The sequence below is a fragment of the Salibacter halophilus genome (genome assembly GCF_008806325.1).
Lineage (GTDB): Bacteria > Bacteroidota > Bacteroidia > Flavobacteriales_G > Salibacteraceae > Salibacter > Salibacter halophilus.
The window spans coordinates 286074-310679 of record NZ_WACR01000003.1 but is presented as its reverse complement, the minus strand read 5'-3'; the positions used below and the strand labels follow the sequence as shown (position 1 = coordinate 310679).

Annotated in this window: 22 protein-coding genes; 7 read left to right on the top strand and 15 right to left on the bottom strand. The window is 40.2% G+C overall.

Annotated elements, in window-relative coordinates:
- Positions 1–5: 5 nt before the first annotated feature.
- The 6 genes from F3059_RS04805 to F3059_RS04780 form a co-directional block, all read right to left on the bottom strand.
- On the bottom strand, positions 6–638 hold the full coding sequence (locus F3059_RS04805; RefSeq protein WP_151166989.1) for a hypothetical protein: 633 nt from the start codon (positions 636–638) through the stop codon (positions 6–8).
- A 239-nt stretch (positions 639–877) separates the two neighbouring features.
- Positions 878–1378, bottom strand: a complete 501-nt coding sequence (locus F3059_RS04800) for a hypothetical protein (protein WP_151166988.1) — start codon at positions 1376–1378, stop codon at positions 878–880.
- 11 nt (positions 1379–1389) lie between these two features.
- Complete coding sequence (locus F3059_RS04795; RefSeq protein ID WP_151166987.1) at positions 1390–2184, bottom strand: hypothetical protein; 795 nt, start codon at positions 2182–2184, stop codon at positions 1390–1392.
- A 149-nt stretch (positions 2185–2333) separates the two neighbouring features.
- Positions 2334–3851, bottom strand: a complete 1518-nt coding sequence (locus tag F3059_RS04790; RefSeq protein ID WP_151166986.1) for an RNA-directed DNA polymerase — start codon at positions 3849–3851, stop codon at positions 2334–2336.
- A 70-nt stretch (positions 3852–3921) separates the two neighbouring features.
- Positions 3922–4419, bottom strand: coding sequence for a tyrosine-type recombinase/integrase (locus F3059_RS04785; RefSeq protein ID WP_151166985.1), 498 nt, complete (start codon positions 4417–4419; stop codon positions 3922–3924).
- 330 nt (positions 4420–4749) lie between these two features.
- The gene (locus tag F3059_RS04780; RefSeq protein WP_151166984.1) at positions 4750–5556 is read right to left on the bottom strand and encodes a 5'-nucleotidase, lipoprotein e(P4) family; all 807 of its coding nucleotides are present in this window, start codon (positions 5554–5556) and stop codon (positions 4750–4752) included.
- A 99-nt stretch (positions 5557–5655) separates the two neighbouring features.
- On the opposite strand from F3059_RS04780, the gene F3059_RS04775 reads away from it, so the two are divergent.
- Entirely contained in the window at positions 5656–6531 is an 876-nt protein-coding gene (locus F3059_RS04775; protein WP_151166983.1) for a bile acid:sodium symporter family protein, read from the top strand.
- Positions 6532–6589: 58 nt separating this feature from the next.
- Entirely contained in the window at positions 6590–7183 is a 594-nt protein-coding gene (locus tag F3059_RS04770; RefSeq protein WP_151166982.1) for a TlpA family protein disulfide reductase, read from the top strand.
- Between the two features lie 2 nt (positions 7184–7185).
- On the opposite strand, the gene F3059_RS04765 is transcribed toward F3059_RS04770, so the two are convergent.
- The 6 genes from F3059_RS04765 to F3059_RS04740 form a co-directional block, all read right to left on the bottom strand.
- Positions 7186–8163 (bottom strand): AAA family ATPase, encoded by a 978-nt coding sequence (locus F3059_RS04765; protein WP_151166981.1) that lies wholly within the window; start codon positions 8161–8163, stop codon positions 7186–7188.
- 6 nt (positions 8164–8169) lie between these two features.
- Positions 8170–9525, bottom strand: coding sequence for a peptidylprolyl isomerase (locus F3059_RS04760; RefSeq protein ID WP_151166980.1), 1356 nt, complete (start codon positions 9523–9525; stop codon positions 8170–8172).
- Positions 9525–10334: a hypothetical protein gene (locus F3059_RS04755; RefSeq protein WP_151166979.1), complete on the bottom strand. Its 810-nt coding sequence runs from the start codon at positions 10332–10334 to the stop codon at positions 9525–9527. Before F3059_RS04755 ends, F3059_RS04760 begins: the two co-directional genes overlap by 1 nt.
- 46 nt (positions 10335–10380) lie before the next feature.
- Entirely contained in the window at positions 10381–12357 is a 1977-nt protein-coding gene (locus F3059_RS04750; protein ID WP_151166978.1) for a peptidylprolyl isomerase, read from the bottom strand.
- A gap of 7 nt (positions 12358–12364) precedes the next feature.
- Positions 12365–13840: an IMP dehydrogenase gene (gene guaB, locus F3059_RS04745; RefSeq protein WP_151166977.1), complete on the bottom strand. Its 1476-nt coding sequence runs from the start codon at positions 13838–13840 to the stop codon at positions 12365–12367.
- A gap of 157 nt (positions 13841–13997) precedes the next feature.
- Positions 13998–15728: a phospho-sugar mutase gene (locus F3059_RS04740; RefSeq protein WP_151166976.1), complete on the bottom strand. Its 1731-nt coding sequence runs from the start codon at positions 15726–15728 to the stop codon at positions 13998–14000.
- 584 nt (positions 15729–16312) lie between these two features.
- Here F3059_RS04740 and F3059_RS04735 point away from each other — a divergent pair.
- Entirely contained in the window at positions 16313–16729 is a 417-nt protein-coding gene (locus F3059_RS04735; protein WP_151166975.1) for an Hsp20/alpha crystallin family protein, read from the top strand.
- A gap of 128 nt (positions 16730–16857) precedes the next feature.
- On the top strand, positions 16858–17517 hold the full coding sequence (locus tag F3059_RS04730; RefSeq protein ID WP_151166974.1) for an HD domain-containing protein: 660 nt from the start codon (positions 16858–16860) through the stop codon (positions 17515–17517).
- Positions 17518–17574: 57 nt separating this feature from the next.
- On the opposite strand, the gene pruA is transcribed toward F3059_RS04730, so the two are convergent.
- From pruA to F3059_RS04715, 3 genes are all read right to left on the bottom strand, one after another.
- On the bottom strand, positions 17575–19212 hold the full coding sequence (pruA, locus tag F3059_RS04725; RefSeq protein ID WP_151166973.1) for an L-glutamate gamma-semialdehyde dehydrogenase: 1638 nt from the start codon (positions 19210–19212) through the stop codon (positions 17575–17577).
- Positions 19213–19467: 255 nt separating this feature from the next.
- Positions 19468–19854 (bottom strand): Co2+/Mg2+ efflux protein ApaG, encoded by a 387-nt coding sequence (apaG, locus tag F3059_RS04720; protein WP_151166971.1) that lies wholly within the window; start codon positions 19852–19854, stop codon positions 19468–19470.
- Between the two features lie 10 nt (positions 19855–19864).
- Positions 19865–21157 (bottom strand): type IX secretion system plug protein, encoded by a 1293-nt coding sequence (locus tag F3059_RS04715; RefSeq protein ID WP_151166970.1) that lies wholly within the window; start codon positions 21155–21157, stop codon positions 19865–19867.
- 150 nt (positions 21158–21307) lie between these two features.
- On the opposite strand from F3059_RS04715, the gene F3059_RS04710 reads away from it, so the two are divergent.
- From F3059_RS04710 to nqrC, 3 genes are read left to right on the top strand one after another with little or no spacing between them, the layout of a single operon-like run.
- Entirely contained in the window at positions 21308–22654 is a 1347-nt protein-coding gene (locus F3059_RS04710) for a Na(+)-translocating NADH-quinone reductase subunit A (RefSeq protein ID WP_151166969.1), read from the top strand.
- 11 nt (positions 22655–22665) lie between these two features.
- Positions 22666–23874: an NADH:ubiquinone reductase (Na(+)-transporting) subunit B gene (locus tag F3059_RS04705; RefSeq protein WP_151166967.1), complete on the top strand. Its 1209-nt coding sequence runs from the start codon at positions 22666–22668 to the stop codon at positions 23872–23874.
- A gap of 9 nt (positions 23875–23883) precedes the next feature.
- A complete protein-coding gene (gene nqrC / locus F3059_RS04700; protein WP_223274538.1) occupies positions 23884–24603 on the top strand; it encodes an NADH:ubiquinone reductase (Na(+)-transporting) subunit C in 720 nt (239 codons plus the stop codon).
- Positions 24604–24606: the final 3 nt, after the last annotated feature.

Below are 24606 nucleotides of genomic sequence, written 5' to 3'. Positions count from 1 at the left end.
GTTTATTATTTCTCATCTTCATTATTTAATCTCATCATGAACCAATCAAATCCATATAGTTCTGGAAGGTTTTTTGGGATATTTTTCAAGTCCGTATGGGTTCCTGTTTTAAAGTTTGTCAGAATTATATGGTTATGAGATCTGTCATTCCATTCGTAAGATTTCAATGTATCCAATGTATTATTTGTCCATTTGAATTCATAAAACTTGGTTTCTCCTGGGTGTCCGTAGGTCATGCTGAAAGTTTGAAATTGATCTGGATAGAATGTTGGATTCAGTATTTCCAATTTTTCTGAAAAATGGTCAGTGTTTTCATCATAAATGCAGCAGTAATATATGTCTGCTAAACAGCACCCCGAAGAAGGGTACCAATGAATTGCTAAGTCTCTTATTTTATCTCCATTGATGTCAAAAATTGAATCTTTCATAAAGTTCATCCAATGAAGACGTGCAGTGAAAATTGGCTCTGTATATTGGTCTTGTTCCGAATAAACATGAATGTAGGTACCTGAGCGATTTGATAGTCTTATGTACTTGTGGTTTATTGATTTTGAAAACACATGTCCCGAAAGAAATCTCAAAGAGTCATTTTCAACAGTTTCTTTTTGATTCTTAATCAAATTAGAAATCGTTTTCATTGATTTAAGACTATCTTGATCGACTTGACAGAAGGTAAAATCTGTTAGTCCTAAAAGAATCGATATGGTCAATAATATTCTGATCATTTTACATTAGCCCCACTGGTTTGCAGCTAAGAAACGTGGGGTGCTACGGAGTTTTTTCCTGTCTGCTCGTTAAAGAGCTTGATAGGAGAGAGGTGCCTTGCGTTTACTACTATCCGCCCCATGTTTTCTTAGGTGCTGTTGTGATGCGTTTTTTATTTCTTTTTCTTAAATGTTCTTTGTCGACCTTCACGCTCAAGAATTATCAATTTGTCGTCCGTGAGTTTTACAACTTGGTCTGTAATCACTTCGTAGTAGTTGCCACTTTCATCCTGTTTTGCGTGTCCTTTGTCAATTAAGTACTGAGCTGCTGCTCCATAAGGTTTTGAATAGTACAGCTTGTGAATTATTGATTTTTTCTTCTTGTCATAGTACCAATTTCCCGTGTCGGTGTTCTGCGGAGTAAACTGCTTTGAATAAGTACCGTTAGAGTTGTAAGTCAACAAAGGTCCTTTTGGAATTTCCCAACCTTGTTTGTCGAGTCCTGGAACATTATGAAAAATCGTGTCCACTTTATTGCCTTGCGCGTCTCTTAGCTCCACAAATTCCCAAGTTCCGATTAGTTCAGCTTTTAATTTCTTTTTGTTGTCTGACTGTCCGAACGCAAAACTTGAAATGAAAATGGTCACCAAGAAGAGGAGTCTAATTTTTGTCATATGATTTTTATTTAAAGGCTGCACAACGTTTTGCAGCTAAGAAACGTGGGGCTTTTCGGAGTACTTTCCTGTCCGCCTGTGACAAAGGTAGCCACGAAGAACGAACCCTGCGTAAACCACTGTCCGCCCCATGTTTTCTTAGGTGCTGTTGGCACACGTTTTTTAATTATTATTCTTGGTGTAAGGTTTATTCCTGATTCTAAATATTTTGTTTTCAGTTCTTCTAATGAATTGTCAATTCTCATTATCGCTTCGTTTATCTTGAGCAGCGTCATATCTTCACATTCATTAAAACCAATGACGAAAAATAGTTTCGGAGTCCAAAAAGTAGAACTCTCAAATTGACGAAATTTTAATAATTCTGAGATTGTCATATTCTCATCTGCTGCAGATTGAATTATCAACTCTGTTAGAGAATCAGATGGATACTTAAATTCTTCATTGTATTGAAATAGACTATCTAAGTTGTCAATATTGAAATAGAAAGTGCCAGCTTCGTCTATCCATGGAAACTCTACTGGGCTCGCATGAAAAAAATGATAAGTAGTAGAATCGATTTTTGTATAGTATTTATCTAAATACAGTTCTGGGTTTGCATCAAAGGTGTCACAGAACATGTTTAAAACTTTGCTGCTTGAGTCTGGGTAGATAGCACTGAACTCAACTGACTCACCAATCAATTTGTATTCTAATATCTGACTTAATGTATAAGGAAAGTCTGGATCTTTAGAATCCTTTTTAAGATAACTCTCACAGGAAATAAGAATCAAAATCAGAATCCATATTGTTGAAAGTGTCGTTTTCATTTTAATGTGTGGTAACGTTTTGCAGCTAAGAAACGTGGGGTGCTACGGAGTTATTTCCTGTCCGCCTGTGACAAAGGTAGCTACGAAGACGAAACCCTGCGGAAACCACTATCCGCCCTATGTTTTATACCCATTGTTGTGCTGCGTTTTTATTTCAGAAATTTCACTTTTCCTTTTCTCATTTCTTCATAGAATTCCTTAAAGGCTATTTTCTTGAATATGGCTTTTCGATGTGAATCGAAGTAAAGTGTGTAAATGTAAATCCACCATTCTTCTTCAATTTTTTCGGTCACTAAGGTGTCAATGAAATCGAAAAATTTCTTGGTTTTATGTTTTTTGGCTTTTGCGTACTCATAGCTCATTAGGACTGGTAAACAGTCTCTATCCGTAATTAAAAAGTCCGAAAACTTTTCAAAGTCATCAATAAGGAAATCATATTTAATAGCAAGATAGATGCTCCATAATGACACATCAGAACGAGAGTACTTTATATGTTCTTTGGCAATAGAGTTAATCTCCTTTTCAACTAATTCTAAGATTTCGTCACTTGGTGTGTTCTTTTCCAAAAGAAGGTCAAAGACATCAATAAAATATGGAAAGATGAAACACAGTCTAGATAGGTACATTATCACAAAAGCGAATACATCATTGTCCTTATACAGCTTTTTAGATAGTATTTTTACAGCGTATCTTATTGGAGAGTCACCTGGATTAGATTTTGCGAGATTGAGAGCTAAGTCAATGAACTCGCTCAATACATTGATGTCTTTTTTAGTGACTTCCTTACTAGTCAGAAACTTATTTGTGTAAGCTTTTAATTCTCGAACCCAATCTTGGTCAAGTGGCTTAGGTAGTTCAATTATTTCCGTCTTTTTGGGATTTAGTCTTAATCGATACTTTTCTAATTCTTTACTGAGTTTTCTAAGAAAAGTATCAGCTTCTTCCTTTGAATCACAATAGCACTTGTAATCATCAATGTATCGGAGATATTTATAATCTGAAAGTGCTTTGTCGACACGAGTTAGGATAAGTTCAGTTATTATACTTGATGTGTCGGGACCAATAGCAATTCCCACAGTCTCATTTCTTTGCATTGACCTAATAGCGAAATCAAGTTTATTATACCATTTTGATTTATCATCCATATTATCCTTGGCTTCTTGGTGACCAACAAGCGCCCAAGGAACTGAGTGGGAATAGATACTGGGATAGCAGTTAGCTATGTCCGCGTGTACGTAATATTTTGCTTTAAAAGACTTGTCGAGAATGAGGAATTTTTCGTCTTTGTTTTTGTTGTACGAGAGCATAGACACCAAACGCTTATTCAAATTATTGGGTTTGGGAATTACCATACTTCTATCAGCGTAGTCATCTATTTCTCCAATCTTCTTGATGATTTCAGTCCAATTCTTCTTTATTTCATTGCAAAGTCGGTAATAACTAATTGGGTGTGGTATTTCAATTACTCTGGGAGCATTGTTATTTCTGGTTAAGTGAAAGGATACAGTCGAAAACTCTCGCTTTTTGTAGACTTTAAGACCTTCTTTTCTAATCCACTTGCCATAAGATTCACTTGAAAAAATTGGATTAAGCTTTTCAGAAAATAGTCCATAGTCGAGCAATTTTCCAAATACGGTCTCTTTCTTTAGCTTTTTAAGAATGTCCATTCGTGGGTTTTATTCTAATGCAGCACAACGTATATATAAAGAAACAGTGTTCTTTATACGCTTATATCCGTTACTGTTTTAAGTTATTGTTAATTAAATTGTTATTTGTCTGTATTTGGTCCAGGGGACTTTTTATTTTGTGGAAATCATTATTGCTCACGTGGGTGTATCTTGCAGTTGTTTTAATCGAATTATGTCCAAGCATTACCTGGATTTTTCGAGTGTCCACTCCATGATCCATTAAATGAGTAGCAAAAGAATGTCTCAGCATATGTGGAGTTACAGTACGTGAAATTTTTGCCATTTTCCCAGACTTTTTAACAACGTTTAAAACACTTTGAGCAGAGTATTTGCCACGTTTCATATTTTCAAAAAGCCAATACTTCGGCTTGTACTCCTCCAAATATATCAAAAGCTGATTGATCAAGCTTTCACTCAAAATTGTTACCCTATCCTTTTTTCCTTTACCTCCTCTCACAAACAGTTGGTTTCGGTCAAGTTCAAGGTCCTTAATTCTAATGTTTGTCAATTCGCTTCTACGCGCATCCGCTGCATATCGCTGACTGATGAGACGAAACTACGATTGACATTTTGGTTAATTGTTGAGTTAAGGAACGCTTGTTTTTTATCCGAAAACACGAGACGAGAACGGAACTCAATCTACTCACGATATATTTTAACGAGCTTTTACGGCCTCGGGAACTGACGCGTAGAATTTCAGCAGAGTAAGCGTAAATTTTTGCTGTGCCTGAGCTCAGCCTTCGGGTTTTTCCTAAAGAAAAACACGCTAAAGGCGTTTGCGAGTTCAGTAAAAATAGCGATTGACTGCTAGAAATTCGAGCGAAGTTTCCGTGTGCCTTGATCTTTTCGTCCTTTTGGATCAAGCCAAAAGGACAGCCTAAATTTCAACCTTCTCCAACTTATCAATCCTCATTTGATTTTTTGCTGCCTCTGATGTGTCGCGGTTGTAGTCGAGTAGGGCAGCGTCCCATTTGCCGTACATCGGGTTGGGGAAAATGAAAAATTCAGTGCCAAAACTCGAAGAAGAATTCAAGACTGTTTCATTTCGCTGGGCAGTTGTACCGTGATCCCATTCAGATCCAAAATCACCGAGGTTATCGCCACAAAAAAGCAAGATATCGTAACCCTGGCTCATGATGGAATCTCTTCGTGGTTGTTTATCTGAAGTGCTCGATTTCAGGTAAAAATGATCCGGTTCTGACTGTGGCATTCCCAAATCTTTCATGTTTTTCACAGTCGGTTCTAATCTGTTTACACGCCTGTTGCTGAGGTAAAAAATCGTGACATCCAGACTATCTGCAAGTTTGAGAAACTTTTTTGATCCGGGTACAGCTTTGGCTTTTCCCATCGCTGTCCACTTTTGCCACGTTTCGGTGGTGTACGGTTTGTTATTCGCAATTTGCCAGGCGGTGTAAGGCGAATTATCCAGCACCGTTTCATCGAGGTCTAATACAATTGCCGGCTTGAGAGAATCTGAGTTATATTCAGCCATTTTTTCGGTCAGAGCCCTGCCCGCAAGCTGATACGTTTGCAAACAAACCGCACGGTACTCCGCTGATTGCTGCGTGTAAGCGGTGGCGCTCAATAAGCTGAGCTGATTGTTCGGTTCTGACTGTGGAGATTTTGCAGGTTGACAACTAGCAATTGTTGACGCAACCGTTAGTGCAAGTATGAAGTGACGCATATTTCAAATTTTGGCAATTATACTACGATGCGCAAAATTAGCCCGATCTTTGACTTTAAATTATCGTAAATTGCCTTTCTTCGAGCCAAAGAAAAGTAAATGGCAAACTCCGATTCACTTTTAATGCCTATCGCAATTGGGATCATCATGTTGGGGATTGGTCTCAATTTGGAGTTTGACAATTTTAAAACGGTTTTCAAAAAACCGAAGTCCATGTTTACCGGATTGGTAGGGCAAATGATTGTAATGCCTCTGGTAGCTTTTTTGGTCGCGTGGATTTATCCCTTAGATCCAATTTACAAAGTAGGTCTTGTTTTGATTGCTGCCTGCCCGGGAGGAACGGCTTCAAACCTGGTGACATATATTCTTAAAGGCAATACGGAGCTGTCAGTTTCGCTCACGACCATCAATAGCTTCATTATTGTGTTCAGCATTCCGCTCATTGTTCAGCTGGCTCTGAATGTGTTTTTGGGAAAGGATCAGCCTGTTGATGTTTCGTTTTCGAGTACGGCCGGAGAGGTGACAAGCACTGTTTTGTTACCGGTTTTAGCTGGTATGACAGTCAATCACTACAAACCTGATCTCACTTCAAAACTGAAAGAGCCATTGCGCTATATTTTACCCGCTATTTTGTTGTTGGTTTTTGGTTACGTGTTGTTCTTTACGGATAAGGAGTCATTTGGTGTGAGTGAATTTGTTCAGCTCGCTGTTCCCGGTCTTATCTTAAATATTGGCGTTATGCTGATCGCTTTTATTGGATTAAAACGAATATTAAAGTCGAAGGAATCTATTTACACGATAGCCATCGAAATGGGATTACAGAACAGTGCTCTGGCGATTTTCATTGCAACAAATGTTATTGAAAACAATCAAATGGCGCTGATAGCTGTTGTTTACAGTTCCTTTTCATTTTTCTCTACATTCATTATCGCCTGGTTTTACAAGTCCAGAGTCACAAAAAACGACAAACGGTGATGCTTGTCACAGCTTGTTGAGTTCGTTTTTTAGAGCTTTGCAATACGATTAAATCAGAATGAAAATCTTTTCAAATAAAGAGACAAAAAAAGAAGTAATCAACTGGGCTGTTTTCATTTCAGTTGCACTTTCCCTGTATTTCAGCGGCCTTTACAAACCGCTAATAAGTGGTGTACAGCGCGTAATTTTATCAACGGGAATCATTCAGCCAGATACTGACAAGGAACCATTAGATTCGAGCGGACCGGTTTCAATGAAGTTGATGAATGAAAGGGGAGAAGTTTTAAATCTCGCTGATCTTAGAGGAAAAGTGGTATTTGTGAATTTTTGGGCTACGTGGTGTCCGCCATGCAAAGCTGAAATGCCCGGAATTCAGGAGTTGTATGAAGAAGTGAAAAGTGATGATATTGTTTTTGTGATGCTCTCGCGCGATCAGGAGTTTCAAAAAGCAATCGATTTCAAACACGATGAAGCGTATTCATTCCCCGTTTTTGCAGTAGCGAGTAACATACCACAGCAGTTTACAGGAAGTGCAATTCCACGAACTTATGTACTGAACAAAAAAGGAGAAGTGGTTTCAGCTAAAAGCGGAATGGCCAAGTACAACACTTCTTCCTTCAAAGATTTTTTACAGGAACTCGCTAAAGAATAGCTTTAACGTTGATTCTTGAGTTCTTCAATAATCTTCTCGATTGAATAACCTTCTGCCTCAGCCTTGTAGTTTTTCACCATTCTGTGTCGTAATATTGGTGTAGCAACTGCGCGAACATCTTCATTGTCAGGAGCGTATTTGCCGTTGATCAAAGCGTGACATTTAGCTCCCAAAATCAGGTATTGTGAAGCACGCGGACCAGCACCCCAGCTGATATAGTCTTTTACGAGTTGCGGAGCGCGATCGCCTTCAGGTCTTGTCATAGCTGTGAGGTTTACAGCATATTCCATGACATTATCGGTTACCGGTACTTTGCGGACGAGCTGCTGGAAATACTTGATTTCTTCAGCATCCATCACAGAATTGACATCTACTTTTTTGTCGGTAGTTGTGGCTTTAACCACATCAACTTCTTCCTGGAAAGAAGGATAATCGACCCAAATGTTGAACATGAAACGGTCGAGCTGAGCCTCAGGCAGGGGATAAGTCCCTTCCTGTTCAATCGGGTTTTGAGTGGCCAATACGAAAAAAGGTTCTTCTAATCGGTGGGTTTCACCACCCGCAGTAACTGATTTTTCCTGCATCGCCTCCAGGAGTGCCGCCTGCGTTTTAGGCGGAGTACGGTTGATCTCATCAGCGAGTACCACATTGGCGAAAACCGGTCCTTTCACGAATTTAAAATTTCGCTCTTTGTCCAGTATTTCAGATCCGATGATGTCACTTGGCATGAGATCGGGCGTAAACTGGATCCGACTAAACTTGAGGCCAAGTGATTTTGAAATCGTGTTGACCAAAAGTGTTTTTGCGAGCCCGGGAACACCAACGAGCAAAGCATGACCGCCACTAAAGATCGAGATCACGATGTCTTTCACAACCTCTCGCTGACCGATGATGACTTTGCCAATTTCTTCGTTTAGTGCTTTATATTTTGCTGCAAATGCTTCTGCAGCTTCAACTTCGTCTTTGTATTTATTTTCCATAATGTATCAGAGCCATGAGTGTTCAAATGAGCATTCTCTGTATTGCTCATTGATTTTGATGTAGGTAGATTTAATTTTCCCCTGAATCCATTCGTCAATCAACTCTTTTTGCTTTTGAGCTTTCGTGACACTTTGAATTCGTTGATAATCATCTTTGAGATTTGCGCGGTGTGGTTCGTAAACGGTATCGAGTCTAACGAGTCTGTAAGCTTTTGAGCCGTCTTGTTTGTTGTAAACAACAGGCTTTGATATCTCACCCGGTTCCATTTTGTCGAGTACGAAAAAGAGGTTGGGATCAACTTCACTCATTTGGTTCATTTCAAAGCGAGCAGAGCCGGATGATTCATTGATGATCTTACCACCGTTTTTGCTCGATTTTTCATCAGTGCTCACTTCTTCAGCCATATCTGCAAAAGAAATAGAGTCGGTTTCGATAATGACTTTTCTGATTGAGTCGAGCTTAGCTTTAGCGCGGGTAAGGTCAGATCCGGAAACCTTTGGTTTTAACAGGATGTGGCGCGCATTAACTTGCTGACCTTTCTTTTCGATTACTTTAATCAGGTGGAAACCGAATTTTGTTTCTACAATGCCTGATACTTCACCCGGATCAAGGCTGAATGCTGCAGCGGCAAACTCCGGAACGAGCATGCCGCGTTTCATAAATCCGAGTTCACCGTTTTTTTCAGCACTTCCCTGATCTTCAGAGTAGAGGTAGGCAAGGGTTCCGAAATCCTCGCCATCCATAACACGTTGTCTCAACTCGCGTAGCTTTTGCTTGGTTGATTCTTTTTCTTCCTCGTTGATTACCGGGTCGATTACGATATGCGATACTTCAACCTGAGCATTGATGTAAGGGAGACTGTCAGGATCAATACTGTTGTAAAACTCTCTAACGTCTTTTGGGGTTACCTGCACATCAGAGGAGAGTTGTTGTTGCATTTGCTGAATCGTCATTTGATCTTTGATGAGATCGTAAAACTCATCCTTGATCTTAGCGATTGACTTCCCGTAAAATTCTTCTAGCTTTTCTACTGATCCAATCTGTTGCACGAAATAATCGATACGCCTCGATAGCTCAGAGTTTACCTGGCTTTCCTGCACTTGAATGGAATCGATTTTAGCTTGGTCCAAAAGGAGTTTGTTGTACATCAAGTCCTCCATTACCGTGCATTTGGTGTTTTCATTGACAGGATTACCGCCTTGCCTGTACTGCGTCATACGGTTTTCCAAATCTGATCGCAGGATAATTTCGTCAGCTACCACAGCTATAACGCCATCGATGACTTTGTTTTGCTCGGGCTGTGCTTCGGTTCTGACCGAAAGTGTTACGATAAATAAGAGTAGTGCTATTAATTTCTTCATCAGTAAATTTCGAAGTTATTTTTTCGTTCTGCCTCAGCAAATAAATCGTTTTTTAAATTTTTGACAAATTCGACTTTTCGCTGATTCAAAATGATGCTTTTTATTTTATCGTGTTCAAGCGACAGGGGACTGGTGCTGTCTTTCATCCTGTAGTCTAAAACTCGCAAAATGTGTTTGTATTGTCCGTGCTCGAGTTCAAATATTTTGTTCTTGCGAAGGAATTTTTCGCGGTTGTAATCTTCAACCGGAATTTCTTTCAAAATATCATCGAGGTAGAGCCACTTGTTTTCATCGAGGTAAAAGTTGTGGGCAAACTGGTAGCAGTAGTCCTCAACTTTGCGCAATGACTCAGTATCATCAGCTAAAATATTGGACTTGAGTTCATCTACACGTGGCGCATTGGTGTCTACTTTTACGTAGTAAACCTTGACGATATAGTCTTTGAGCTGAAAGTTCTTCTTGTTGTTTTGGTAATAAGCCTTGATTTCAGCTTCAGTAACCGTAGTATCGAGCTTTTGACTGAGGAGTTCGTTTTGGTAAGTGTAAATGAGCAAGTCACTTCGGTACTCCTCAAGCTTCTTTTCTACATTTTTCTTTTCGCCCGGTAAGTTGCTCTCAGCCTGGTAAACGAGTATTTGCTTTTCGATCCAGTTCTTGATCAGGCTGTGAGCCATGATCGTGCTGTCTTCATCAGATAAGCTGTTGGGAATATTCTGAGCCAGCTCATCAGCGTACAAATACCTGTCATAGGCTCTTGCAACCGGCTCTCTTTCCTCTTCATCAGAGTTGAAAAAACTACACGATTGCATCAACAGAGCGAGCGATAATATGTAGATCAGTTTGTCGATAACTCAATTACTTCTCGTATTCTTTTTCAAGCTTGTCAAGAACTTCCTGATTCACTTCAAAGTCATATTTATTGCGAAGTTCTTCAATCCAGTCTTTTTCCAGTTTTTCCTGGTAATCTGTAATGACAACTCCACGAGCTTCTTTGAGTTTCTTTTCTGCAGGCTCAAGAACCTCTTCAACTTCAACAATAACAAAGCTGCCATCGTGCTCAACGATTTTTGAAATACCCTTTTTCCATTTGATATCGGTCAGAACCGGACGTTGATCAGCAGAGTAAGTTCCTTGCTGAATTTTCACTGCAAGTGCGTTGTCTTTGTTGAGTTTAGCTTCGATAGCCGAGTCTGAGGCATTTTCTTTTAATAGATCAACAACCTGACCAGCTTCGTCTTTGTCAGAGCAAGTGTAAATTGTTCCTTTTACACGCTTTGGCCACATGTACTCACTTTTGCGAGTAGAGTAGAAGGCTTTGAGTCCGGTAGTATCGTTGATCGCTTTTTTCCAAACCTTCTTTTCCATGAGGTCAAAAAGGAGGATGCCATCATGATATTCGTTGTAAAGTGCTTCGTACTCCGGATATTTCTCGGTCAGAATAGACTTTTCATAAGCCAAAATTTCATCTGTCTTGAAATCTTCAAAGAAAGAATTGACAGCCATTTTCATATCCATTGGCTTAATGTGGCGTCTTTTAGCGAGGAATTTCGCAAAATCCTGCTGAGTCCAGGTGATTTTTTCTTTTCCGTATTCTTTATCGTTGAGCTGCATGATTTTTTTGTCCATTCCCTCAGCATTATCGGCACTCCAATCGCCAACAAAAACTGATGAGTCGAGGACATCAACCATCGCGTCAATATTCTTTTGGTAAACCTTTACATTGTATTCATCAGCCAGTTTTTTGGCAAGAGATGCTTTACTGTCAGATCCACGACCATCACGCTCAACCTGACGCTGGATAAAGTCTCTTTCCTCTTCAAACGAACCCAGATCATCTTTGCTGATTCGTTTTACGATGTGCCAGCCGTATTCAGTTTCAAATGGTTTGCTGTAATCGCCATCGTTTTCGAGTCCAAATGCTGCATCTTCAAATTCAGGGACCATTCTGCCGGCTCCAAACTTTGGTAGTTCGCCACCTTTTCTAGCAGATCCGCGATCTTCAGAATAAGTACGGGCTAATCTTTCAAAGCTCTCACCGTTTTCGAGCTGTTCGTAAACTTCGTCTATCTTCTTTTTAGCCTCGTCTTCTTTGTTTTGTCCTTCTTCATCATGTTTGATAAGGATGTGAGCAGCTTTGATTTCACCGATTGCATCGCGTTTATCGTTCACCTTCACGAGGTGGTAGCCAAATCTGGTTCTGACCGGCTTAGATACCTCACCAACAGGCGTTTCATATGCTGCCGTTTCAAATGGATAAACCATTCTAAAAGCTGAGAACCAACCCAGGTTTCCTTTATTTTTTTCAGCAGATGGATCTTGTGAGTGTTCGGCTGCGAGCACTTCAAAATCAACCCCGCTTTTTGCTTTATTGTACACTTTCATGGCAGTTTTGTAAGCCTTTAAAGTGTCCTCCGGTGTTGGGTTTTTTGGTATGCGGAATAAGATGTGACTTGCGTTCACGTCTTTTTGCATGCGTTCGTAACCTTCTTTCACTAAATGATCGATGTATTCCTGATCTGTGAGGTAAGGTTTTTGCAGTTGACCAATGTAGCTACCCAACTCTTTTTGGAAAGCTGCTGAAGTGTCGAGTCCCATCGTTTCAGCTTCTCTAACCTTGAGTTTGAAATTGATGAACAATTCCATGTATTCGCTGACAGTCTTTTTGTCAACTGTAGTTTTGTTATTGTTCTTGTTGTAGATGCGTTCAAATTCCTGAACGGTGATTTCTTCATCTTCAACTTTTAAAATGGTAGCGCTCTTTTTAACCTGAGCAGTTGCTAGAGTGGAGGCAATAACGGCTCCGACCAAAAGGATTGATTTGATCTTATTCATTGCTTTATTATTTTCTTGAATAATTAGGTGCTTCTCTCGTGATGGTTACATCGTGTGGGTGACCCTCGATAGCACTCGCAGGTGTAATTTTAACGAATTGTGCTTCCTGGAGTGAAGGAATGTCTTTAGCTCCGCAGTATCCCATTCCGGCTCTTATGCCGCCAATTTGCTGGTAGAGAACCTCTGCGATACTTCCCTTAAATGGTACACGGCCTGAAATCCCTTCGGGAACGAGTTTTTTGATGTCGTCCTCTGCGTCCTGGAAGTAACGATCTTTTGAACCTTTTTGCATGGCTTCAATTGATCCCATTCCACGGTACGACTTGAATTTTCTTCCTTCGTAGATGATCGTTTCACCCGGTGACTCTTCAGTTCCGGCAAATAACGACCCGGCCATGATACTGCTCGCTCCGGCTGCTAGTGCCTTTACGATATCTCCTGTAAAGCGGATGCCGCCATCTGCGATTAATGGAACGTCAGTATTGGCTAATTCACCTGAAACTTCGAGTATGGCGCTGAGTTGAGGAAAACCGACTCCGGCAATAACACGAGTTGTGCAAATAGAACCCGGTCCAATTCCGACTTTAACTCCATCAGCTCCGGCATCAACCAGATCACGAGCCGCCTCAGCAGTTGCGATGTTTCCAACAATTACATCAACTTTATCGGTAATGGAACTTTTTACAGTTTTAAGTGCTTCAATAACTCCTCTTGAGTGACCGTGAGCTGTATCGATAATGACAGCATCAACACCTGCATCAACGAGTGCATTGACGCGCTCCATCATATCGGCTGTGATACCCACAGCAGCAGCTACGCGCAAGCGGCCGTATTGATCTTTACAGGCATTTGGTTTTATACGGGCTTTAATGATATCCTTGAAAGTGATGAGTCCGGTTAGTTTTCCTTCTTCATTAACTACCGGAAGCTTTTCGATTTTATTTTCCTGGAGAATGTCTTCTGCCTTTTCTAGGTCATCGTTTTGCGAGATAGTAATGAGGTTGTCCTTTGTCATTACCTCTGTGATGGGGCGTTGCATGTTTTTCTCGAAACGGAGATCGCGATTGGTTACAATACCAACGAGGTCTTCATTTTTTTTGACAACCGGAATACCACCAATAGAATGCTCTTTCATCATTTGGAGTGCGTCAGTCACAAGTCCGTCTTCACTGATTGTGAGAGGATCCTGTATCATACCGCTCTCGCTACGCTTCACTTTGCGTACTTCAGCAGCCTGAGCTTCAATGCTCATGTTCTTGTGGAGAACACCAATTCCACCTTCCTGGGCAATGGCAATTGCCAGTGCCGATTCAGTAACCGTATCCATTGCTGCTGAAACGATTGGTGTTTTGAGTGTTATGTTGCGTGAAAATTTTGACGAGATGTCCACTTCACGTGGTAATACCTCAGAGTAGCGAGGTACTAATAAAACATCATCGTAAGTTAACCCTTCGTATTTAATCTTGTTGGTTGAAACTGACATAAGCACTCCTTTTGTATATCACGTGTTAAAAATTGCACAAAAGTAGCGATTTATATAGGAAACAAGATGTAAAAAAATGTTATTGGTTTGTGATATAGGGGAGGATGAAAATAGAATAATGGGTTCTGGTTTAATGGTCAGAACCCATTTCTTTCAATTATGAAATACCAAGCTCCTCCACAATCCTCTCAATTTTGCTTTTCAATTGGCTTTGAACACTAGTAAAATCCTCTTTATTTTCGAGTTTTTGGTTCACGCTGAAGTAGAATTTAATCTTTGGTTCAGTTCCTGATGGGCGAGCGGTTACGCGTGTTCCGTCTTCAGTAATTAACTGAAAAACATTTGATTTAGGGAAGTCTAAAGGCTGCGTTTCGCCATTTTCCAGTGTTTCGATTTGTGTTTCGAAGTCGCGGGTTTGTATAACTTTTGATCCGTCAATTTCAACAGGAGTATTATTGCGGAAATTTTTCATCATTTGAGTAATTTCAGCTTCACCGTTGCGGCCTTTCTTCACAATGCTGATCAGGTGTTCCTGGTAGAATCCGTACTTCATGTACAACTCGATGAGAAAATCAAATGCTGTTTTCCCCTGAGATTTAGCAAGCGCAGCCAGTTCACAAAAAATCACACTGGAGCTTGCAGAATCCTTGTCGCGAACGAAATCGCCAATCATGTAGCCGTAGCTCTCTTCACCACCGCCAATGAATGTTTCTTTTCCTTCTTTTTTGCGGATGATATCTGCAATCCATTTGAAACCGGTCAGGCAGTAATAAGTGTTGACACCATAATCTCTGGCAATTACAGCAGGTAGTTCAGAGGTGACAATTGTTTCAGCAATAAACTCTTTGCCACTCAATTTGTCTGCCTTTTTCCACTGATCAATCAGGTACCAGGTAAGGAGAGAAGCTGCCTGGTTGCCGTTTAGGAGTTGCATTTTTCCATTGCTGTCGCGAACGCCAACACCAATTCTGTCTCCATCCGGATCAGTGCCTACAATGACATCTGCATTGAGTTCCTCAGCTTTTTCGATCGCCATTTTGAGGGCTTCCGGCTCTTCTGGATTAGGTGATTTTACTGTGGGGAAATCTCCGTTCGGTTCTGACTGTTCTTCAACGATATGGATATTTGAAAAACCAGCTTCTTTCAGAGCCGGAGGAACTGATTTTATTGATGCTCCGTGGATTGAGGTGAAAACGATGCTGAGATCATTCTTTCCGGCATTTCCCATCGATTGCTCAGCAATTGCTTTGAAATAGGCTTTATCGATTTCTTCACCAATCGTGTGGATGCGTTTTTCGTCAGCTTCAAACTGAATATTAGAAAAATCTGTCTCGCGAACGAGATTGATCACATTTTTATCGTGAGGTGGAACGAGTTGAGCGCCATCATTCCAGTAAACTTTGTAGCCATTGTATTCTGGCGGATTGTGTGAAGCGGTCAGAACCACACCGCTGTGGCAGCCCAAATGACGAATAGCAAATGAAAGTTCAGGAGTAGGGCGTAAGTCCTCAAACAGGTACACGTCAATGCCATTTGCGCTGAATACATCAGCAACGAGTTTTGCGAACTTCCTTGAGTTGTGTCGGCAATCATGGGCGATTGCCACTTTTATCTGTTCGCCTTCAAATTGTCTAGTGAGGTAAGTACTCAATCCCTGAGTAGCCTGACCGATTGTATATTTATTGATCCGGTTTGTGCCGGCTCCCATAATACCGCGCATTCCGCCTGTTCCAAATTCCAGATCTTTGTAAAACGCATCAGCCAGTGCGTCTCCACCTTGTTGGAGAAGTTCTTCTACTTCATTTCTTATTTCTTCATCAAAAAAGGCTGATGTCCATGCTTTCGCTTTATGTTCGAGTGATTCTTCTATCGTTGCTTCTTGTTGCATCAATCGTGATTTAGGTTGTCTTATTCGTTTTCAAATGTAATTCACTTACCAACTTAATACAAATGCTCTTCATCATTGTGAATTAGAGTGAAAACCAGTTTTTATTTTGTTATCCGTGCTTACAGCACTCACGATAAGTTTTCCATGCTTTAACTCTGGGTTTTAACCCAGAGTTAAAGGTTTAACCGTGCCTAAAGGCACTCATTGTAGAGTGTATAAACATTTCAGTTTTCAATCATTCAGGTATAGATTCATTTTATGAGTATATAAAATCATGCTTAAGCTTATTTATCATGTTTGAAGTGCCGTTAGGCACGAGTCACTTTTTTCTTCGGGTGAAACCCGGAGCATTTTGTCGTTTGATAAAACTAAAGTGCCGTAGGTACGGGGCACATTAAGTATTGGATGTCTAAAACTTCTTTCAGTAAAAATGTCAGCTAAAACTCACAAAACCAGTCAAAAAGACATGTTATTTCGGTTCTGACCGTCAAAATTACTGACTCGTTTCCAGCATTTTGTTTTGGTACATGAATTGATTTTATGTAGCCAAACGAATTTAAAAACAACATTAAAACAATAGAATTATGAAACTAGCAAGAAGAAACAACTGGCCTTTTGTACCATCATTTTTTGACTCTGATGTGTACAACGATTTTTACAACGGAAATGAGTTTTCACCCGCAGTGAATATTCATGAAGACGAAAAAAACTATGAAGTTGAATTGGCTGTGCCAGGTATGAAGAAAGATGACTTCAAGGTTAATGTGGATGATGATGTACTTACTATTTCGGCTGAGCACAAGGATGAAAAGAGTGAAAAAGAAAAGAATTACACTCGTAAAGAGTTTTCGTACTCGTCATTCCAGCGTTCATTCAAATTGCCTGAGCAACGCGTAAATGTTGAGAAAATCGAAGCGAAGTACAATGACGGAATCCTAAGGTTGACGTTACCTAAAATGATTCCTGATCAGCCAAAACAGCGATTAATCGAAATTTCGTAAACTAAATTTAATTTGCACTCGTTAATAGTGGTGTGAGTCGATTCTAGACTCACAGAGTTAGTAGGGTTAGGTTAGTGCAAATACCGCCATCCTTTTAGGGTGGCGGTTTTTTTTTGCATCTTTCGGCCATGGATAAGGCTTCAATTATCGGTCAGACCCGAAATTACATTCAGCGATTTTTCGAAGGCGAGGGGACTGGTCATGATTATCTGCACATTGAGCGTGTCGTGACCAATGCTTTGCAGATTCAAAAAACTGAAGGTGGAGATCGATTTATCGTGGAAATGGCTGCTTTGTTGCACGATGTAGGTGATCATAAACTTTTTAATAAAAGTCCGCGAGAGTTAATCGGTGAGTTTTTGAATGAAATTGATTTGGGATCTGACCAACAAGAAGCTATCATTTCAATTGCCGAGCAAGTTTCATTTAAAGGAAAGCAGCAAAAGGAAAAACCAGATTCACTTGAAGGAGAAATCGTTCAGGATGCTGATCGGTTAGATGCGATTGGTGCAATTGGCATCGCCCGCACTTTTACATACGGTGGATCTGTAAATCAGCCCATTTTTGACCCAAAGTTAAATCCGACCGAACATGAAAGTTTTGAGGAATACAAAGAACAGCGGAGTACAACGATCAATCATTTCTACGAAAAGTTGTTGTTATTAAAAGACAGAATGAATACAGCTACAGGAAAAAAGTTGGCTGCTGAACGACACGAATTCATGATTGATTTCCTCAAACAGTTTTACAGCGAATTGGATATTGAATTTCCCGGTGAATTGAAATAAAAAAGGCTGCTTCGATTTGCGAAACAGCCTTTTGATTTGTTACAGCCAGTAACCTGATTACTGACCCAAGAAAGGATAGCGGTAATCATTAACCGGAACAAAGTTTTCTTTGATTGAACGAGCGCTCATCCAACGCAACATGTTCAATTTAGCTCCGGCTTTATCATTTGTACCAGATCCGCGAGCACCACCAAATGGTTGCTGCCCAACTACTGATCCGGTTGGCTTATCGTTGATGTAGAAGTTACCGGCAGAGTGTGTCAATGCTTCAGTAGCTTCTTGTATAGCGTAACGATCCTGACTGAATACAGCACCAGTTAACGCATATGGAGAAGTTTCATCAACCATTTTGAGAACATCACTCCATTTTTCTTTTTCATCGTACACATAAATCGTAACAACCGGACCAAAGATTTCTTCTTCCATTGTTACGAAATGAGGATCAGTTGTTAAAATTACTGTCGGCTCGATGAAGTATCCTTTACTGTCATCGTAATTTCCACCGGCAATAATTTCAGCATCTTTAGATTCTTTTGCTTTGTCGATGTAACCTGAAATCTTATCAAATGCCGGGCGATCGATCACAGCGTTGATGAAGTTACTGAAATCATCAGGAGCACCTATTTTGAGTGTTTTCATATCGTTGAGTAACTCATCTTTGAGTTGTGGCCAAAAGTTAGAAGGGAAGTAGCAACGAGATGCTGCACTACACTTTTGTCCCTGGAACTCAAATGCACCTCTGATAATCGCTGTTGCAATAGCTTGTGTTTGCGTTTCAGCAGATGGGTGCGCCACGATAAAGTCTTTACCACCAGTTTCACCAACAATGCGTGGGTAAGACTTGTATTTATCGATGTTTGAACCAATTGTCTTCCAAAGGTGCTTGAACACTTTTGTAGAACCTGTAAAGTGCAATCCGGCAAAGTCTTCGTGATCAAATACAACATCACCTGCGTCTGGACCATCAACATAAATGAGGTTGATTACGCCATCAGGTAATCCTGCTTCTTTGAAGATTCTCATTACGAGCTGAGCAGAATAAATCTGGCTATCTGCAGGTTTCCAAACAACTGTGTTTCCAGCCATTGCAGGAGCTGATGGAAGGTTACCTGCAATTGCAGTAAAATTGAAAGGAGTAATAGCAAATACAAAACCTTCTAATGGTCTAAACTCCATTCGGTTCCACGTATCTTTTGGACTGTAAGGTTGCTCTCTGTAGAGCTGAGTCATGTAATCTGCATTGAAGCGCAGGAAGTCGATGATTTCAGCTACAGCGTCAATCTCAGATTGATAAGCGTTTTTAGATTGAGCGAGCATTGTTGCAGCATTCATCTCAGCACGGTATGGACCGCTGATGAGATCGGCAGCTTTGAGGAAAATAGAAACGCGGTGTTCCCAACTCATTCTTTCCCATTTAGATTTTGCTGCTAATGCTGAGTCAACTGCTTTTTGAACGTGTTCTTTATTTCCTCTGTGGTATTTACCAATTACATGTTTGTGGTCATGTGGAGGAGTGAGCTCGTGAGTGTCTCCTGTCTTTACCTCTTCGCTACCAATGTACATGGGCACTTCAATGTGTCCGTTGTAAAGTTCTTTATATTTCTTTTGAAGAGCTTCTCTCTCAGGAGTTCCCGGAGAATAATCCACAACCGGCTCGTTTTTAGCCGGAGGTACGTTAAAAAAACCTTTAATCATATTTCTTTTTTGTTTTTGTTATTGATTGAGTTTCAATACGGACAAATCTAAGAAAAGAGATTATGATAAAAACCTGTCTTACTGGAATTATGTTATGAAAACTTAAAGAAATAAAAAAAGGAGATTGTCATTGGGTAACAATCTCCTTGGAGCAAGAATATAGCGTGAAATTATTATGGGAACTAAATTGGAGTGCTGAGACCACAAATCCTACAAGAAAAATGAAAGCGGTATTAGAAATTTTTTATTCGGGCTTTAATTCAGTTTAAAAGGGACTTCCATATTTATGACAGGAATAGTGACGTAAAATTCGGTTCCGTTCTTCAATCTTTTCATGGTGTAAAAGCCGCTCATTCTCCCGATTTCAGTACTCAAATCACAAGCAGATTCGTACTCATAGGATTCGCTCGGCTCTAAAACGGGTTGTTTGCCCACAACGCCTTCACCTTCCACAACTCGTGAAATTCCATTTGAGTCCATGATATTCCAGTAGCGACTTTTGAGCTGGATTGAGCTGGAAGTTGTATTGGTTATTCTAATCCGGTAGGCGAAGATGAAAAATTTGCGATCGGGGTCAGAGTATTCTTTTTTGTACCCTGAGCGCACGCTCACAATGATTCCATCTGTTTCGGCTCTGACCATTAAAATATGTTTAGCGTGGGAAAGACGTTGAGTTAAATCCCACTAATCGATCATAAATATCACCATTTTGTCGATGATATACAAATATTGAGTAATCATTTTCAGCCTGAGCATGACTTCCGTCAATGAAAGTGAGGTCGCCACTGTCAGAACCGTCTTTGGTGTACATATAAAGGTAATTGTAATAGCCTTGCTTGAGGTAGAGAGCTGTTTCGTATTGGTTGGTACTGGAGTTGTATTTGAGTTTAAAGTCATCACGAATTCTCCAGTTTGACAATTCCCCGTAAATGTAAAGGTTGCCGTTTTTCAACTCTTGTGGATAGGGAAGAGAGAAGTGTACCCAGGCGTAGTCGGCCTCTAGTATGTCGTTGAGCCTGCGGTCATCATTGCGAATCAGGTAGCCGCCATTGATATCGCCCCTGTCGAGATATTGCTTGATTTTACGCGGTTCGTCTTGTTGCAGTAGTACGTGATAGCGATTGTTGTAAATTTCAATTTCGCGTGTGTTTTCAGCTATGTAATTGAGGTTTCTGGTATCGAAAAAGCGCCAGTTATTCAGACCCGGAAAAAGGTTCCGATCATCGTAGTTGAATACGAGTTCTGTACTTTTCACAAAAGTTGGTTCCAAATTTCGCATAGCCCCTTGCCAATCGTGGTTTTGGAGAACTACTGTTTTCATATCAGTGTAGGGATTTGTGAGGTTGTATTTACCGGGTTGTAATGAAAAATCTACTTCGTGGTGAGTGAGCCTGTATCGTGCCTGGGTTGATCGTTTAATATCAAAACTCACATTTACTCTGCTTTCAACAACAAAGAATCGCCACGTAATGATTGTTTCATCATTTTCCATATCGAAAACCCTGAGCAAATAATTTCCAGATTTTGTGAGTTTGATATTTTGGTTTGGGAACCGCAGAGTGTAGCGGATAAACTGTTCACGCGTGTTTCCTGAATACTGGTAATTGTTTATGAGGTTTTCCTGTATTCCTTCCATGTATTCCATGGGCATTAATTCAGATGGCTCCCAGTCTGCATTACAGTGTACAAAGGAGTAGGCGTAGTTTTCTACAAGACCAGATAAATCTTCAAAATTCAGAACCAGTTGTTCAGCAGAGTTTAGGTTGATTAGCGGAAAGCCATCTTTCCAGCCTTCTCTAAACAGTTGAACAGTTTTGATGCTGTCTTTGTACACGTAATTATCAAACCTGATATACGATTCATCGTAGAATTCATTTTGTGCATTGAGAACAGAACTAAAAGCAGTTGAGATGGTTAGTAAAATCAATAAAAGATGCTTTTTCATTTTTTTGTCTTGAGTTGATTATTAATTTTGTTATTTAGAAACAATCTAAATAGATATCGTACTGTAAAGTAAAATTTAGGTCTGTTTGAAGGGAAAAGTAAATTGCTATTTTTGCCCTTCAATTTTGGCGAATTTATCAATTTAAACAGTATGTCCAAGGTTTATAAAGTTACCAAAGGGCTTGACATTAAGTTAGAAGGTGTAGCAGACAAAGTTTACGAATCTGCAACTCCTGAAACTTATGCGATTAAGCCAACCGACTTCCACGGCATATTTCCCAAGTTAATTCATCGCGAAGGCGATGAAGTTAAAGCCGGAACTCCAATTCTTTACGACAAGTACAACGAGCATGCCAAGTTTGCTTCACCAGTTTCTGGAGAAATTGTTGAAGTTAAACGCGGTGCAAAACGCAAAATGCTCGAAGTTAAAATTCTTGCAGACAAAGAATTGAAGTACGAAAAGGGAGATCCTAAAGATGGCTCTAGAGAAGAAGTCATCGAAACAATGAGTAATGCCGGTTTGTGGCCTTTCCTCAAGCAACGTCCTTATGATGTTATTGCTGATGCTGAAGAGACACCAAAGTCGATTCATATATCTGCATTTGACACAGCTCCGCTGGGTGCTGATTTGGATTTTTGCTTACACGGAAGAGAGAAAGACTTTCAAAGAGGTTTGGATGTACTTTCTAAACTGACAGAAGGTAAAGTTCATTTGAACGTCCACCGAATCAAAACAACATCTGAAGTATTTAGAAATGCTAAAGGTGTTCAAATCAATGAATTTGAAGGAGACCATCCTTCAGGTTTAGTAGGCGTTCAAATCAATAAAGTTGATCCGATCAATAAAGGTGATGTCGTTTGGACTATAGATGCTCAACGCGTAGCGGTAATCGGTCGTTATTTCAACGAAGGAATTTACGATGCGAGCATTGTTGTATCGTTAGGTGGTTCCAGAGTTGAAAAACCACGCTATTACAAAACGTTGATGGGAGCTTCTATTAAAGATATGGTTAAAGACAACCTTACAGAATCTCCTGAAAATCTTCGTTTCATTTCAGGTAACCCACTCGTTGGTGATGCAATTGAGGAAGATGGCTACATTGGTCATTATCACAACTCTATTTGTGTTCTACCTGAAGGAGACTCTCCACAATTTTTAGGTTGGATCGCTCCAAACTTTGACAAGTTCAGTATGTCGCGCACTTTCTTCAGCTGGTTGCAGGGAGGAAAGCGATACGATTTAAATACAAATACCAACGGTGAAGAACGTGCATTTGTGGTTACCGGTCAGTACGACAAGGTGATGCCAATGGATATTTTGCCGCAACAACTTATTAAGTCAATCATTGTTGAAGATGTAGAACAGATGGAGTTGTTGGGTATTTATGAAGTTATACCGGAAGATTTTGCTCTTTGCGAATATGTTTGCACATCAAAACAAGATTTGCAGGACATCGTGAGAAAAGGGCTTGATGTCGCAAAAGAAGAATTAGGATAAACGTATAGGATATGAAGGCTTTAGAAAATTTCATGCGTAAAATGGAGCCTAAGAAAGATGGCAAGTTGCCATTGGCTCATACTATTTGGGATGGTACTTATACCTTTCTATTTACGCCTGCTCAAACTACCAAAAAAGGTGTTCACATTCGTGATGGAGTAGACCTTAAGCGTACAATGTTTACTGTTGTTATCGCGCTTATTCCGGCCTTGCTTTTTGGAATATGGAACACAGGTCACCAACATTACATTGCTCTTGGAATGGACAGCGCTCCTTTTTGGGATAAAATTCTTTTTGGGGCGATCAAAGTATTACCGCTTGTTATTGTCTCTTATGCTGTTGGACTTGGAGTTGAATTCCTCTTCGCAGCATCAAAAGGACACCCGATACAGGAAGGCTTCCTCGTTTCAGGTATGCTGATACCACTATGTATGCCGGTTGAAGTACCATTGTGGATGGTAGCTGTTGCTACGATTTTTGCTGTGGTAATCGGTAAGGAAGTATTTGGCGGTACAGGAATGAATATTTTGAATCCGGCTCTGACCGCGAGAGCATTCCTCTTCTTTGCATATCCAACTAAAATGTCTGGAGACAAGGTATGGGTGAGTACAAGTACAGAAGCAGGACAGTCTGTTGCAGACGGATTTACAGGAGCTACAGCTCTAGGTGATTTGGCCACAACAGTTGGCCAGCCGATGGGTCAAAATGCCGAAGTTGTTTCAAAATTTGGAGCTGACGGAACTTACAGTTTGTTCAACGCATTCATGGGTTGGATTCCAGGTTCAGTTGGAGAAACATCTGCACTTGCTATTTTGATAGGTGCAGCCATCTTGTTGATTACAGGAATTGGTAGTTGGAAAATCATGTTCTCTTTCCTCGTTGGAGGATTGGTGATGGGCGGTATTTTCAACGCTTTTGCTGTTAATGACTTCATGGAATTGAACCCTCTACACCATGTTTTAATCGGTGGATTTATGTTCGGGATGGTATTTATGGCGACTGATCCCGTATCAGCCGCACAAACAAGTATGGGTAAATGGATTTACGGATTTTTGGGTGGATTATTCGCTATCATGATTCGCGTTTTCAACCCTGCTTATCCTGAGGGTGTAATGCTCGCGATTTTATTCATGAATGTGATGGCTCCAATGATCGATCACTACGTAGTTCAATCAAATATCAAAAAGCGTCAAAAAAGAGCTCAGGTTGTAGCTGCATAAATTAGAGTTATGGCAATAAATAAAGACAGTAACGTATTTACATTTGGCTTTGCAATCGCAATGGTTGTAGTTGTTGGAACTGTTTTGGCAGTTGCTGCAATGGGACTTAAAGATCGTCAAAAGGCCAATGTTCAACAGGAAAAAATGAAAAATATTCTTTCCACAATTGGTGCTATGAAAGCAGATGGTGACCGGTCAAAGGCCAAAGGTCTGTTCGACAAGCACGTTGTGGAACAAAAGGTTTTCAATGCAGAAGGCGAAATCATGGAAGATGCACCTGAAGCATTTAAAATTGATGTGAGAAAAGAATATAAATCTCTGCCACAATCGAAACGTCATTATCCATTGTACGTTTGCGAAAAAGACGGAGAGACATATTACGTAATTCCAATGGTCGGAACCGGACTTTGGGGTCCGATTTGGGGTTATATAGCACTGGAAGGTGATATGGAGACAATTTACGGAACATCGTTTGACCACAAAGGTGAAACTCCAGGACTTGGAGCTGAAATTTCTCAGTCTTCTTTCCAGGAACAATTTGAGGGTAAAACGATTTTCAATCAGGAAGGTAAATTTGTTTCTGTTGGTGTTCTCAAGTCAGGTGCTGAAGGAAACAAGCATGCTGTTGACGGAATCACCGGTGGAACTATCACTTCTAAAGGTGTTGATGAGATGATCGACAGGACTATTGGAACTTACGTTCCTTATTTCAAAACGAAAAAAGCTTAGGAG